Annotated in this window: 14 protein-coding genes; 10 read left to right on the plus strand and 4 right to left on the minus strand. The window is 57.6% G+C overall.

All coding sequences use genetic code 11. From position 1 onward, the window contains the following. The first annotated feature begins 36 nt into the window (after positions 1-36). Genes modA through M0R30_RS03440 form a run of 4 tightly spaced genes read left to right on the plus strand, consistent with a single transcriptional unit; the run spans position 37 to position 3,283 of the window. Positions 37-894 (plus strand): molybdate ABC transporter substrate-binding protein, encoded by an 858-nt coding sequence (gene modA / locus M0R30_RS03425; protein WP_292543342.1) that lies wholly within the window; start codon positions 37-39, stop codon positions 892-894. 15 nt (positions 895-909) lie between these two features. Then, positions 910-1,413 (plus strand): tRNA (N6-threonylcarbamoyladenosine(37)-N6)-methyltransferase TrmO, encoded by a 504-nt coding sequence (gene tsaA / locus M0R30_RS03430; protein ID WP_292543345.1) that lies wholly within the window; start codon positions 910-912, stop codon positions 1,411-1,413. A gap of 17 nt (positions 1,414-1,430) precedes the next feature. Continuing rightward, positions 1,431-2,204 carry an ABC transporter permease gene (locus M0R30_RS03435; RefSeq protein WP_292543347.1) on the plus strand — a complete coding sequence of 258 codons (774 nt, stop codon included), beginning with the start codon at positions 1,431-1,433 and terminating at the stop codon, positions 2,202-2,204. 14 nt (positions 2,205-2,218) lie between these two features. After that, a complete protein-coding gene (locus M0R30_RS03440) occupies positions 2,219-3,283 on the plus strand; it encodes an ABC transporter ATP-binding protein (RefSeq protein WP_292543349.1) in 1,065 nt (354 codons plus the stop codon). Between the two features lie 11 nt (positions 3,284-3,294). Here the strand turns inward: M0R30_RS03440 and M0R30_RS03445 are convergent, their stop codons facing one another. The 4 genes from M0R30_RS03445 to M0R30_RS03460 form a co-directional block, all read right to left on the minus strand. After that, positions 3,295-5,523, minus strand: coding sequence for a beta-propeller domain-containing protein (locus tag M0R30_RS03445; RefSeq protein ID WP_292543352.1), 2,229 nt, complete (start codon positions 5,521-5,523; stop codon positions 3,295-3,297). Positions 5,524-6,227: 704 nt separating this feature from the next. Beyond that, positions 6,228-6,863 carry a DUF2284 domain-containing protein gene (locus M0R30_RS03450; protein ID WP_292543354.1) on the minus strand — a complete coding sequence of 212 codons (636 nt, stop codon included), beginning with the start codon at positions 6,861-6,863 and terminating at the stop codon, positions 6,228-6,230. A 121-nt stretch (positions 6,864-6,984) separates the two neighbouring features. Next, the gene (locus tag M0R30_RS03455; RefSeq protein ID WP_292543357.1) at positions 6,985-8,232 is read right to left on the minus strand and encodes a DsrE family protein; all 1,248 of its coding nucleotides are present in this window, start codon (positions 8,230-8,232) and stop codon (positions 6,985-6,987) included. A 26-nt stretch (positions 8,233-8,258) separates the two neighbouring features. After that, positions 8,259-8,486 carry a sulfurtransferase TusA family protein gene (locus tag M0R30_RS03460; protein WP_292543360.1) on the minus strand — a complete coding sequence of 76 codons (228 nt, stop codon included), beginning with the start codon at positions 8,484-8,486 and terminating at the stop codon, positions 8,259-8,261. Positions 8,487-8,641: 155 nt separating this feature from the next. On the opposite strand from M0R30_RS03460, the gene M0R30_RS03465 reads away from it, so the two are divergent. From M0R30_RS03465 to M0R30_RS03490, 6 genes are all read left to right on the plus strand, one after another. Next, the gene (locus M0R30_RS03465; RefSeq protein WP_292543364.1) at positions 8,642-8,818 is read left to right on the plus strand and encodes a hypothetical protein; all 177 of its coding nucleotides are present in this window, start codon (positions 8,642-8,644) and stop codon (positions 8,816-8,818) included. Further along, positions 8,815-10,023 (plus strand): gephyrin-like molybdotransferase Glp, encoded by a 1,209-nt coding sequence (gene glp, locus M0R30_RS03470; protein WP_292543367.1) that lies wholly within the window; start codon positions 8,815-8,817, stop codon positions 10,021-10,023. Before M0R30_RS03465 ends, glp begins: the two co-directional genes overlap by 4 nt. Next, on the plus strand, positions 10,017-11,873 hold the full coding sequence (locus M0R30_RS03475; protein ID WP_292543369.1) for a molybdopterin biosynthesis protein: 1,857 nt from the start codon (positions 10,017-10,019) through the stop codon (positions 11,871-11,873). Before glp ends, M0R30_RS03475 begins: the two co-directional genes overlap by 7 nt. 437 nt (positions 11,874-12,310) lie before the next feature. Beyond that, positions 12,311-12,571: a 4Fe-4S binding protein gene (locus M0R30_RS03480; RefSeq protein WP_292543372.1), complete on the plus strand. Its 261-nt coding sequence runs from the start codon at positions 12,311-12,313 to the stop codon at positions 12,569-12,571. Between the two features lie 42 nt (positions 12,572-12,613). Further along, positions 12,614-13,021, plus strand: coding sequence for a molybdopterin dinucleotide binding domain-containing protein (locus M0R30_RS03485; RefSeq protein WP_292543374.1), 408 nt, complete (start codon positions 12,614-12,616; stop codon positions 13,019-13,021). Beyond that, positions 13,018-14,334: a formylmethanofuran dehydrogenase subunit B gene (locus tag M0R30_RS03490; RefSeq protein WP_292543376.1), complete on the plus strand. Its 1,317-nt coding sequence runs from the start codon at positions 13,018-13,020 to the stop codon at positions 14,332-14,334. Before M0R30_RS03485 ends, M0R30_RS03490 begins: the two co-directional genes overlap by 4 nt. Position 14,335 lies beyond the last annotated feature (1 nt).

Raw genomic sequence — 14,335 nt, forward strand, 5'->3', positions numbered from 1 at the left:
CTCTGAACCGATCCATAATCCTCGGAAAAGGTAATTATGACACGAATCCTGAACCAGTTCACAACCGTTTACATCGGCATCGCACTCGTCATCCTGTTCATCGCGGCTGCGTGTGCCGGCTGCACATCTGCACAACCGGGCAGCACATCCGCAGGCACCGCTACGATAACAACTCCCGCCTCATCACAGGGGAGTATCCTCGTCTTCTCCGGCGCCGGACTCAAATCCCCCATGGAGGAGATCGGGAAGGCATTCACCCAGAAGTACGGGATTGATGTCCAGTACAATTATGGCGGCGCAGGCACGCTGGTCTCGCAGATGAACCTGACGCACAAGGGCGATGTCTTCATCTCCGGTTCGACCGTGGAGTTCAAGAACGCAAAGGCCCAGGGCCTCGTGGATTCCTACGAGCTCGTTGCCTACCACGTGCCGGTCATCGTTGTCCAGAAAGGCAACCCGAAAAACATCAAGACCCTTGCAGACTTTGCACAGCCCGGCCTGAAGGTGGCACTGGGGGACACATCTGCCACGGCCATCGGTAAAGCCGGGGCAAAGATGTTCCAGAGGCTCAACATCACCGAAGCAGTCGAGAAGAATGTCGTCACCCGGACACCGACTATCAATGAACTTATCGTTATTATGAATGCAGGACAGGCAGATGCAGCAATCCTGACCCTTGACAATGTCAAACCGGATACGATGGATATGATCACGATCCCGATCAGCGACAACGAAGTCCTGATCACCCCAATCGGCGTGACAACCTTTACAGAGAACTCCGATGCCGCGGCAAAGTTTGTTGCCTTTGTTGCATCTGACGAGGGCAAGGCGTTCTTTGCAAAGCACGGGTTCCCGGTCTACCCGGACCCGGTCTATGCCGAGGTCAAACCGTAAAAACGGACGGAAACCATGACGGATTTCAAGCCGATCGGTACTGCACATTCGCCATTCAGTACGCCCGGTGCCCCCCCGTTCCAGAGCGCCTTCTCGCAAGTGGAGGGGACCATCGAGATCTTCCCGGAATACCGGGAAGGTCTGATGAGTATCGAGGGGTTCTCCCATCTCATCATCCTCTCCTGTTTCGACCGGGCCACGCAGCGGGCACTCACCGAACAGGCGTTGATTGACGATGTGGCCCCACACGGCATCTTTGCCTGCCGGCATTTCAACCGCCCCAACCCGATTGGGATTTCATATGTGGAATTGATGAAGGTCACGGACGGGGTCCTGCAGGTCAGGGGGCTGGACCTCCTTGAAGGCACACCCGTCCTGGATATTAAACCCTATATCCCGGCATTCGACAGTTTCCCGGACGCCGTTACCGGATGGGTGACTCCCCGCCACATCGAACAGATCCGCGAGACCAGCACCCGTGCCGGGCAGGGGATGAGTAAAGACCAGCAGCACGTGTAGCGGCGGGAGGTGGCCCATTGAAAAAAATCTCGCTCGCGCTGACCGCCATTGTTTTTTGTGTGATCAGCGGGACACTCCTCGGCCTCATCATCTATTCTCCACTGCCCATCCTTGCCCGGAGTCTCGTAAGTCCCGAGATCCAGTTCGCGATCCTGCTCAGCCTCGTAACAAGCGTGGCATCAACCCTAGTCTGCATCGCGGTTGCTATTCCGGTTGCATACGCTCTTGCCCGGTATACGTTTCCCGGTAAACAGATCGCAACACTCATCCTGACCCTCCCCCTCACACTCCCGCCGCTGGTTGCCGGTATCGCCCTCCTCCTCTTTTTTGGCACAACCCCATGGGGGAAGGCGCTTGACAACGCCGGATTTGGCGTGATCTTCACCCCGCTTGGGATCATTGTTGCGGAAGTGTTCGTCAACCTTCCCTACATGATCCGTATCATGCGGTCCACGTTCGATGCCATCAACCCGCGGTTCGAGCACGTGGCAAAAACACTCGGGTGTACCGAGACCGGCGCATTCTTCAGGGTCACCCTCCCCATGGCCCGCCACGGCCTCCTTGCCGGCACGGTCATCACGTGGTCAAAGGCAATGGGGGAGTTCGGGGCAGTCCTGATGCTTGCCGGTGCAACAACGATGAGGACCGAGACGCTGCCCATCGCCCTCTACCTCAACATCTCGACCGGTGACGTGGACCTTGCCGTGGCAGCTGCAACAATCCTGATCCTGATATCGCTTGTTGCCTTGTGTACTGTCGAATACTTTGACCGGGACGTGCATGTCTTTTAGCGGGTGACCTGTCAGTGCTGAGTATCGTTTCCCTCTCCATCACGCTGGGCGGGTTCTCCGTACGGGACGTGTCGCTTGAGGTCAAACCCGATGAATATTTCATCATCCTCGGCCCGACCGGCGCGGGGAAAACGATCCTTCTCGAAACGATTGCCGGCATCCACGCCCCGGATTCGGGAAAGATCTTCCTTGATGACCGGGAGATCACGGCACTCGAACCCCGCGAGCGGAATACCGGGATGGTGTACCAGGACTACATGCTCTTTCCTCATCTCACCGTTGAGGAAAATATTGCGTTCGGGTTACGCCAGAAAAACATCCCCCGGGACGAACAGCGTGCAATCGTGGAGGAGATGTGCATGCTCCTTGAGATCGGCCATCTTGCCGGACGCTACCCGGGCACCCTGAGCGGCGGGGAGCAGCAGCGTGTTGCCCTCGCCCGGGCGCTTGTGCTCCGGCCGGCAATCCTGCTGCTCGATGAACCGATGAGCGCCCTTGACAGCAGGACCCGTGAACGGATGCGGAGCGAACTGTCCCGGATCCGGAAACTCACCGGGACTACCATTGTCCAGATCACCCATCATTTCGATGATGTCTTTGCCCTTGCCGACAGGATTGCGATCATGCGGGAGGGGAGGATTGTGCAGGTTGGCGAAACCTCTGAGGTATTCCTCCATCCCGCTGATACTTTTGTTGCAGAGTTCCTTGGCATCGGAAACATTATCCGGGGGAATTCAGTGATGGCCGGCAAAATTGCGAAGATCACTCCTGCTCGTGGCCCGGCATTCTTTGCTGCGTCCGATATCGTCGGGGATGTTGTTGCCACCCTGCACGCCGAGGATGTTATCCTGTCAAAGGCACCGTTCGAATCCAGTGCCCGCAACGGTCTTCCCGGAACCGTTTCCGAGATTATCCCCTCAGGAAGTACGGTACGGGTGATCCTTGATGCAGGATTCCCGCTCACGGCCCTGCTCACCCGCGAGAGCTGCCGCGACCTGGACCTTGAACCCGGCAGTTCGGTGTATGCAACGTTCAAGGCGACTGCTGTGCACGTGATCCCGGTCACCGCATCAGAATGAAAACAAAAAAATTACGTGATTTTTATCTCATTGATCCGGTCAAGCGACTTTGCGAGATCGCTCATCACGATCTTTGAGTCCGACATCGTATACAGCGTGTCCTCGATATAGAGCGCACGTCGCACCGGGGCCATGTCCCCGGAATACCCGTCGTAGTGCGTCACCTTGCCCTTCACGATAAAACCTGTCTTCGGGTTGATGCTGTACACGTATGCTCCACCCCATGCAGGGGGTTGGGAACACCCCTGTCCGAGAGCATTGCAGGAATATTCTGCCGTCAGGTGGAGAGGCAGTACGAGAAGGTTCTTCTCCTTGTCAAAGAGGAATGCCTTCGGATCGCTCAGGACCGGTGAGTCGCTGCTGGCCGCTCCAAGTGATTCGCTGTCAATAAGTACCGGGTTGTCCACGTCCGCGACATTGAAGAGTGCGATCTTGACCGGCCCGGACCGCGAGTCCTTTCCGACGCCAATGATATGGGTCGCGTCATAGGGGTGCAGGTAGTTCGAGAACCCGGGGATCTTCAGTTCACCGAGAATGACCGGCCGGTTCGGGTTAGAGAGCCCGATCACGTAGAAGGGATCTGTCTCGCGGAACGTGACGAGATAGAGCCGGTCGCCCATGAACCGGGCCGCATAGATCCGCTCCCCGGGGGCGATTTTTGACAACATCCCGAGCGTGTTGAGTTTCTCATCAAGCACCGTGATCTTACTGGACGATGACGTGCTCCATCGCCCCGTCATGGTTTCGATGGTGGTTGCCACGCGGAGGTTGCCATCATACTCGTCAAGCGAGTACTGGTTGAGGAGCATGCCGTCAACGATCCCTCCTGCCTTGTACGTGATCTTCCCGTTGTCGATCGCAAAGGAATAGATCGTTGTTGAGGCGATCACACCATATCTACTCGTGTCAGGGATCGCGATATAGAGATTTTTCGGGGACACGTACACGGTGCCAGTTGTCCCGACAATGAATGTTTTTGCAGAGACCGGCTCCAGTGCGGCAATATCCAGCGAACCGATGGTGGAGAAGGTGAAGTCCTGGTCGGTGGTGTTGAACGCGTACACCGGCGGTGTGGTGATGCCACCATGGTCGTCATGGATCGTAGGGAGTTCGAGGTCATCAGGCTGGTAGGGAATTGGCAGGCTGCTGATGAAATAGAGCTGCGTCCCGATCATCCGCGAACTGGTGTACGAACCATCGATGTCCAGTTCCCGGACCAGCACCGGCGCTGCGGGATCTTTTACCGAGAAGACATAGACAAGCGTCCTCTGCACGGAACCGGGGTACCTGCTGCATGAACCGGGGGCACACGCCACAATGGGACGTGTCCAGTAGTCCGTGGCGATCAGGACAACGTTATCGCCGTTGATGTACAGGTCTCTGGGTTGGCCGGAGAACCGGAGCGTGGAGAGGATCTCTGCGTCCTTTGCCGGGTATGCCTTGAGGATGTGCATGCAGTTGCCCGAAACAACGTAGATGTTCTCCCCGTCGGTCTTGATGATGTCCGCTTCATCGACCTGCTTCACCTGGACGTTGGTTTTTGAAAAATCCCGGGTAACCGAAGCGGCCACGGTCTGGGCAGCGGTCGGGACTGCTGTCAGGACTGGTGCGTTCGTATGGACGGGCGCTGGTGGGGAGGATGACGTCTTGATCGTCCCGGTCATGCCGGAGAACTCTCCGGACTGGCTCTTCTGGGTCGGTTTGAACGAAGACGAATAGACCTGGACCAGCAGTTCCTCATCAGCAGGAAGATTGGTTACTCCCGTGATGCTGAACGTGTCACCGATTATCCGGTCCCCGATCGGGCTGATGGTGATGTAATACCCCCCGGTACCTGTAGCCTGTGGTGACAGGGTAGCCGGTGTTGCGATCGGCATGGGCATTGTTGTTGGCATAAATCCCACGGACGGAGCTGCAAGGATGTTGAAGAGTGCTGTTCCCGTTGCCTCCTCCTTTATGGCTTCGACAATCACGATGTATTCATCCGGCTTGAACGTTGAGGTGTCCACCTCAAAACTGAACGTGCGTGCCCCGGCCGGGACCAGCACGGGTGTGGAGGTGTCCGTTGATCCTGCCACGGGAGTACCCGTGTGCGACCGGATGTACGCGATCACATCCTCCCGGGTTGCGAGCTGATCGATGCTCGTCACGATCCCGGAGACGACCGGGATCTTTTCGGTTATTGCGGGTGTGGGTGCAGGGACACCCAGGGCCGGGCTGGCAGACGGGGCCTGGACCATGGGGAGGATGATAATTGTAGCAAGTATGCCAAGGATACAGCCGAGGGCTATCAGGATGCTGTCACTTTTGGTTAGCAGAAGAGATCACCTTCCTCTTAGTTTTTTATAAAATTATTTATTGGTTTTGATTTTATTTTTAAAAAACGATAATTTTTCCAAGTGATTTGTATCGCAGGGAAAATAATTGTCGAGAAAAAAGGGTGAGATCCGTTCCGTTATAATCTGAGAGGAGACGGGTCGTTTCCGCATCCCCCGACAATTACATATCCTATTTTTTACACTGTAGAATACATTTCGAGATGCTGACGCTCCCGGGCTTACGTTGCACTCGTTGGGGGGGTCGGGCGGTGTACTTCCCGTGCGAACAAACCGATGTGATTCAGGAAAGTACCATCGGAAATTTTCCCCGGATCTGTTGATCACGGGCGATAAAATATCAAAGTACACCGCCCGACCCCCCCAGGCCCCCTCCCATTTCCGAGCTGGATTCGTGCAGTTTTACGGGATGAATGATGGGATTGTCCTGGCTCCGTGGGGGTGAGGGGTCGCATGGTGTACAAATAGGGTGAGCGGGGGATGTCATTTCAAAAAAAAAGGTTTTCTATAGAGTATATTTTTTATTTATTTTAGGAATCCGATGAGTTCACACAACTGCACAACGATTACGTGGCCGGTTGGTGATCGGTCAGAGGGACCCCCATATTTCAGTCGATCAGCAAAAGTGCCATGAGCTCCGGGTGTCCCTTGACCGGGAACCGGACCGGCATCCCTGCTCTCTCCGCGGTCTTCACCATGTTGACGCCGACCGCGTGCTCGGGAATCCGGGCCTGGGTCGGGTGGACACAGATCCCTGCCTTCACGTTGCAGGTCTCGCAGAGCCGGCACGAGCCGTTGATGAACGCAAGAGCGAACGGGTTGCCGGCATTGAACGCGGTTCGTTCGAGCTCGAGCATCATCGGGGCAAACGTACCGGTACCGATGAAATGATCTTTCCAGAACTGTGTGGCCTGCTCTTTCTTGTCGGCCGGGGCTTCCGGGTCGAGCCAGTACTTGTAGACCGAGCAGATCACATCGGGATCGGCCACTGCAGGTGAGATGAACTTTACCAGGAGGGCGTACCGGTATTCCGAGAGGATCTTCCGGAACTCATCCGGGGTCGGGACGTGCGGCGGGCAGGTCAGTTTCTTTCCGTAACCAATGCACCCGGCCCGGCACTTCAGCGGGACCCGGTTCTCGATCACCACATCTCTTGCCTGGATCACCTTTGCATCGGTTGCCCCGAGATCTTTTGCAGCCGTGACAAGGAATGCATACTCCTCCGTCTTATCGTGCAGCTCCATGGGAATAATGTTCGGTCGCGGTGTGTAAAAGGGTGGTGGCGTATCGTGAATGCATCATTTTTTTCAGCAGGGGCTTTTTTTAAAAACAGGAAATTCCGGGAATGAAATCGCGTCCCCTGCCCTAAAACACCAGCACCCGCTGGTGGTCCGCCTGGACGTTGCCCGGAGGATAGAACAGGATCTTGCCAAGGCCCGGGAACCCGATGTCGAGGACGGCGTTCAAGTCCTTGTTCTTTGAAAGGCCCCGCTTCAGGAGCGACGGCACCAGGACAAAGAAGTGGAGGTTCTCGCTGCCGGCCACCGCATTGATCACGTCCTGGATATTGAACGGCACGGACTCCTTTGGGGTCCTGTGACTGCCGGCAACCGAATAGACCCCGTCCTCGATGAAGATCACCCGGGTCAGGATTCTCTGGTGGGCGCAGGCAACGGCGAGCGAGACTGCACCAAAGGCGTGTTCGGTACTGTATGGGCTTCTGGTTACGAGGATCGTGACCGGGGGTGCCGTGCTGCTCTTCTCAGCACGGTCGAAGGAGACCGCCGGCCCTTTCTTCGGGAACTGGACGGACCCGGCATTGTCTGCAAGGATGATGTGGGAATGCTCGAACCGGTCGATCATCGCGTTCAGGTCCCGGATCCGGAACGGCTTGATCGTGCAGGTGGAGACGATCACACCCTGGCCATCGTCCCAGGTGCTGTAGCCCCGTGCCGTGGCATTCCGGTTACAGGCAAGGAAATAACTCGGGAGCCCCAGTTTGCCGGCCCGGTCGTGGAGCTCCTCGAGCCCGCGCCCGATGTTCTCTGCTTCCGTTGGGCTCTGCGTTGCATGGCCGGTGTGGACACCATCGAGATACGCGTAGAATTCCGGTGACAAGCGGGCTTCGAGCCCTGCCGAGAGGCACTGGACCGCGTTCCATGCTGAGCGGTGCATGTACGGGGAACGGGTCTGGAGCCAGCCGAACGAATCGGGAAGGGGGGGACGGTTCTGCCGGACCAGGGATATCACATCCTTCCAGAAGGAGGGCTGGTTGCCGGCATCCAGGCCATTCTGGTCAACCACCTGGTCGGGATATTTCATCCTGAGGCGTTCGACAGAGATCCCGCGGAGGTCCAGTTCCTGCCGGTTGCAGACGATCCGGACCGAGGTCAGGGAGAGTATCACTTCCCAGACCTGCTGGGCCTCCGGCTCCTCAAGGCTGTAGAGGGCATCGCCCGTGAGAAGGAACGAGAAGACCGGGCTCCCGGCCTGTGGCCGGTGCATCAGGGTTTCGGGATAGAGCTGGACGAAGAAGAACTTGAGGGATTCCTCGATCCACGAGAGCCTCTCGATCGATAAGGGGCTGGAAAGGAGGAAAAAATGCGTTGTCATGATGGGACGACCATGGGGAATTCAGATTATTTTCTTGCCAGCCTGATCTCCCAGTGGCCGTCAGAGGATTTCACGGTCTCCATCGAGAGACCTTCCTCCCGTGCGATCCGGGGAATGGAGGTCGTAACGGCGGGGAAATTATCGCAGGTAATGAATAATTCTCCGGATTGCCTTAAAGCCTTTGCTTTTCTCTCCACTACCGTGAGACAGTACGGGCCGGTCTTCCCGCAGATATCGATTTTTTCCTGTGTCATGCCCCGCATCACCCGTATTATGCCTTCATTCTTCTTTCATCAGTCCCGGGTTATATTTCCATTCACCGGTCCCGTAGAGGTCTGCCATGCCACCAGGCATTTACCTGATCACAAGAAGTAAACCCAATAAAGAAGTACACCCAACATGAACAACCATGAGTGACGCGAAGATCAAAAAGGCATTGCAGGAAGCGGGAATTACTGAAAAAATTACCTGTCCCCAGGCATTCAGCATAGCAGAGAAGGCAAAGGTCTCCCGGAGTGTGGTCGGCGAATACTGCACAAAGAACAAGATCAAGATCCGGGAGTGCCAGCTGGGCTGCTTCAAATGAGCAGGTTCCTCTCTGTCATCGCGGTAGCGGATGCGGTAGCGGCAGCGGAGAAGATCGCCCCGGCACAAAAAACCGAGACCGTGCCTGTCGAGCAGTCCGCCGGCCGCGTGCTGGCGGGGGATATCGCGGCTGATGTCGATATCCCCGGGTTCGACCGGTCGGTGGTGGACGGGTATGCAGTCCGATCAGCGGATACGACGGGGGCGGGCAATTCTGCCCCCTCCCTCCTCCAGTGTATCGGACGCGTGGCAATGGGAACGCACGATACGAACCTTCGCATCGGCACTGCCGAATGCACGTACATCCCGACCGGGGGTGTGCTCCCGGAGGGAGCGGATGCAGCAGTGATGGTGGAATACACCGAAGAGGCCGGAGACACGATCCTGGTAAAAAAGACCGTTGCCCATGGAGAGAACATCCTGCTGCGGGATGATGATTTCAAAACAGGCGAGGTCGTGTTCCACGCAGGCCGACGACTCTCCCCGCAGGACGCCGGGGTGCTCGCTGCCTGCGGGTGTGCAACCGTCATGGTGGCAAAGAAGCCTGTGATCGGGATCATCTCGACCGGCAACGAGCTGGTGCCGGCAACGATCGTCCCCGGCCCGGGCCAGGTCCGGGACGCAAACGCCCCGATGCTCGCATCGTGGCTCAGGGAATACGGGTGCGAACCGAGACTCTGCGGGATCGTAAAAGATGAACGCGAGGCCTTCGAGACCATGATTGCAAAGGCACTCCCGGCATGCGATGTCATCCTCCTTTCAGGAGGCAGTTCCAAGGACGACCGGGATATGACCGCGGGAGTTATTGCCGGGAAAGGTACGGTGCTGGTCCACGGGGTCGCCATCGCACCGGGCAAGCCCACGATCATCGGGCAGATCAACAACAAGCCGGTCTTCGGCCTGCCCGGCCATCCCGCCTCGGCCTTTGTGGTCCTCATTGCCATCGTCCGCCCGCTTCTCGATAAGATGCTCGGGCTCGATCATCCCATGCTCCCGACCATGAAGGCAATCCTTGCGGAGAATATCCCGTCCCAGCGGGGGAGGGAAGAGTACGTCCGCGTAAAGGTGGAGAAGGGGGTCGCCACCCCGCTCTTCGGGAAGTCCGGGCTCCTCAACACGCTCGTCAAAAGCCAGGGGATCATCCGTATCCCGGCAGGGTTTGAAGGGCTCGAGAAGGGGAGCGACGTCGAGGTGATCCTGTGGTGAAGCGGTACCTGAACGTGATGCCTCTTGACGACGTTCTCGTGCTTCTCTCGCGTGAGTTTCCCTGCCCGCCCTCGACCGAGACCATCCCGCTCGAAGAGGCTTCCGGCCGGGTCACTGCTTCCCCGCTCTTTGGCAACTATTCAGTACCGGAGATCCACCTCGCAGCAATGGACGGGATCGCGGTGGTGAGCGAAGAGACGAAAGATGCTGCCGAGCAACACCCGGTCACGCTCCGGACGGTCGCTCGGGTGAACACCGGTAATGTCGTCCCCCCCGGCTACGATGCGGTTATTATGATCGAGGACGTCTGGGAAGCAGACGGGAATTATACTATCCGGAAATCGGCCGCTCCCTGGCAGCACGTCCGCCCTGCCGGAGAGGACCTTGCCGAGTCCGAGATGGTGATGCCCTCCCGCCATCGTATCCGCCCTCACGAAACGGGAGCCCTTGCCACTTACGGTATTACCGGTCTCGATGTAATCACAGTCAGGGTGGGGCTCGTTCCCACGGGCAGCGAACTCATTCCTGCCGGTACCCGTCCCGCCCCGGGCCAGGTGGTCGAGAGCAACACGGTGATGGCAAAGGCAATGCTCGATGCGGTCGGTGCGAGATGCACCCGGTATCCCTTTGTCGAGGATACGCCGGAGAAGATCCGCGACGCGGTCGAAAAGGCAGTAAAAGAGAACGATATCGTGATCGTCTCGGCAGGATCGTCAGCAGGGACGAAGGACTTCTCCGCTGACGTGATCGCAGAACTCGGTGAGGTGCTGGTCCACGGGATTGCGACAAAGCCCGGCAAACCGGCGATCATCGGGAAGGTGGATAAAAAACCGGTCGTCGGCCTGCCAGGCTATCCCCTTTCGGCCCTGACCGTCATCCGCGAGATCATCCTCCCGTTCCTCCGGAATTATGGCCTCGCCGTCCCCGACCACGAAGTGATCCGGGCAACCATCACCTCCGCTCTTCCCAAAGAGATCGGTTCGGACGAGTTCGTGCTCTGCACGCTGGGGAAGGTAGGGGGACGCTGGACCGTCTCCCCCCAGTCCAAGGGTGCCGGGGTCCAGATGAGTGCGGTCCGGGCAAACGCGTACATCCGTGTCCCCCGCGAATCGGAAGGGTACAATGCCGGGGACGAGATCGATGCCCGGCTGATGGTGCCGATCCAGGAAGCAGAGACCGCACTCCTTGTCACCGGCAGTCATGACCCGGTGCTCGATTACCTCGCCGACCTCCTCCGGCCAGAGGGTATCTCGCTCATCTCCACCCATGTCGGGAGCATGGGGGGGATCATTGCCCTGAAAAAGGACGAGTGCCATGCCGCACCGACCCACCTCCTCTCACCGGATGGGACGTACAATACCGGATATCTCCAGAAGTATCTCCCGGGGACCGCAGTCGATCTCATCTGCGTTGCCGGCCGTCAGCAAGGGGTGGTATCGAAGAGCGGGCTCTCGTTTGCCGGGTTGCCGGGCCACGCGTTCATCAACCGGCAGAAAGGCTCCGGCACCCGGATGCTCCTCGATTATGGCCTGAAACAAGCAGGAATCGACCCATCGGCTCTTCCCGGTTATGAACGCGAAGTGACCACCCATATCGCGGTCGCCCTTGCCGTGAAGAGCGGCGAGGCCGAGGCCGGTCTCTGCGTGTACAGTGCGGCAAAAGCCCTCAATCTCCCATTCGTGCCCGTTGCTCAGGAGCGGTACGAGCTTGCTATCCGCAGGGAACATGCGGAGGACCCCCGGGTCCGGGCGCTCATCAAAGCGATCCGTTCCAATGAGTTCAGGTCGATCCTCTCGGAACTCGGGGGATATGATACTTCAGAGACCGGGTCCCTGCGAAAGGTCCGGTGAACGGGCAGACCCCGGTTCATCTTCACCTTTTTCCCTGCCCGGAGATGTGCGTATCTGATACTATATGCGGGAATGTGTGCATCATGAGCCCGTACAGGTAAGTCACTATATAATGCATATTACACAAATCAGCCCTATTTTTCCCGCGCACGTAGTGAGCACGACGATAAGCCGCTGACGGGCATGACAGGAAGTAAACCATTATATATTAGAATCGTGCATTTTGCACGTGAATGCGAAATCAGGGCCCGGATGTCAGCGGGAATTCCCGGTAATCCGCAAGAAAACGGGCCGCAATTTCCGGAAAGTACATTCTTTTATTCTAACTTTTGATGTTGAGTTAATATCTTGAGATTAACCGTTTGTAATTTTAGATATCTTTAATTAACTTGCTCCACAACATTGGATCTATCGACGACAATGTGTGTGTGATGCGCATGGCGTTTTCAGTACATGTAAACATGGAGCGATGCACCGGTTGTGGCAACTGCGTCATCGCATGTCCGGTCGATGCACTTGAACTGCATACGGTGGACCCGGCAACGAAAGAGAAGATCTACGCCGTCAGGAATGGGAAGTCCATTCATCTCGACGTAAAGGCTGAACTCTGTGCAGGCTGTGGCGTTTGTGTCAATGCCTGCCCGTATGATGTGATCCGCCTCTCCGGCAAAGGAGCAGTGGCCCTGACAGAGGCCTGAGGCAGGAGCCCGGGACCTGATCACCTTTTTATGAGGAATACCATGACAAAGAACATCAGCTTAAACCTGATCTCGGGACGCACCATCCAGCAGGGTGTAGCAATCGAAGGCGGCAAGGAGAAGCCCCTGTACCGCACCGCAGCCGGCATTATTGAGATGGACGAGTCCGATTTTAAGAAACTCGGCGCATGGAAGAGCACCAATGTCCGGGTCACGAGCGAATACGGCAGCGTTATTGTGAAAGCGGTCCAGACCACCCAGGGTCCCCACCCGGGCCTCGGGTTTATCCCGATGGGGCCGTGGGCGAACGCGATCATCAACCCCAACACCTACTCGACCGGCATGCCGACCTTCAAGGGTGTCCCGGTTACCGTAGAAGTTGCCATGAACGAACCGATCCTCCTGGGCATTGAACTTGTCCAGAAACTCTGCGGGGTGAAAACAGAATGACCAAGACAATAACCGATGTGATCTGCCCGTTCTGCGGAACGCTCTGCGATGACCTTGAGGTCGTTGTATCGGATGATGGTAAGAAGCTCCTGGAAGTCTACAACTCCTGCGTTATCGGGACCGAGAAGTTCCTGCACTCGCAGGCGCCTGACCGGGTCACCCGCCCACGGATGCACCAGGAAGACGGCTCGTGGAAAGAGGTCTCCTACGATGAGGCAGTCGAGTACTCCGCCCAGATGCTGGCAAAGGCAAAGAAGCCCCTGATGTTCGGCTGGTCCTCCACCAACTGCGAGGCCCAGAGCGTGGGTAACGAGATCGCCGAGATCTCAAAATCCTGCTGTGACAACACTGCCGCCACCTGCCACGGCACTACCCTGATTGCCGTGCAGGATATCGGGCTTCCCAGCTGCACCCTTGGTGAAGTCAAGAACCGTGCAGACCGGATCATCTTCTGGGGCTGCAACCCGGCCCACGCCCACCCCCGGCACATGTCCCGGTACTCGATCTTCCCCCGGGGTTTCTTCACCGGCAAGGGACAGATGAGCCGGAAGCTCGTGGTCGTTGACCCCCGTGTCACTGACACCGCCAAGATGGCCGACCTCCACCTCCAGGTGGAGCAGGGCAGGGACTACGAACTCCTCGATGCACTCCGCGTTGCCCTCAAGAATGAGTGGCTCCCGGACACGGTTGCGGGTATCCCGGCCGAGAAGATCCGCGAGACCGCCGCTATGTTAAAGAGCGGCCGGTTCGGTATCATCTTCTTCGGCATGGGCGTCACCCAGTCCCTCTCCAAGAACCACAACATCGACGCTGCAATTGCGCTCACAAAGGACCTCAACGAACACACCAAGTTTTCGATCATGCCGATGCGGGGCCACTATAATGTCACCGGCTCCGGGGAAGTCTTTGCCTGGCAGTTCGGGTTCCCGTTCTCGGTCGACCTCACCCGCGGCTTTGCCCGTTACAACCCGGGCGACACGAGCACGATCGACCTCCTCACCCGCGGTGAGATCGATGCGATGTTCACCATCGGCAGCGACCCGGGAGCACACTTCCCGATCAGCGCCGTGAAACACATTGCCGCAGTCCCCTCCGTCTGCGTTGACCCGCACCTGACCCCGACCACCGGAGTCTCGAAGCTCCATGTCCCGGTCGCCTTCAACGGTGTCGAGACCGGTGGCAACTGCTATCGTATGGACAATGTCCCGATCGACTGCCGCAAGGTCGTCGAACCGCCCGAGGGCATGCTCACCGATGAGGAGTTCCTCACAAAAGTCCGTGACCGCCTCAAACAGCTGAAGGGGGTAGCGTAAT

This window comes from Methanoregula sp. (assembly GCF_023227875.1).
In the GTDB taxonomy this organism is placed as follows: domain Archaea; phylum Halobacteriota; class Methanomicrobia; order Methanomicrobiales; family Methanospirillaceae; genus Methanoregula.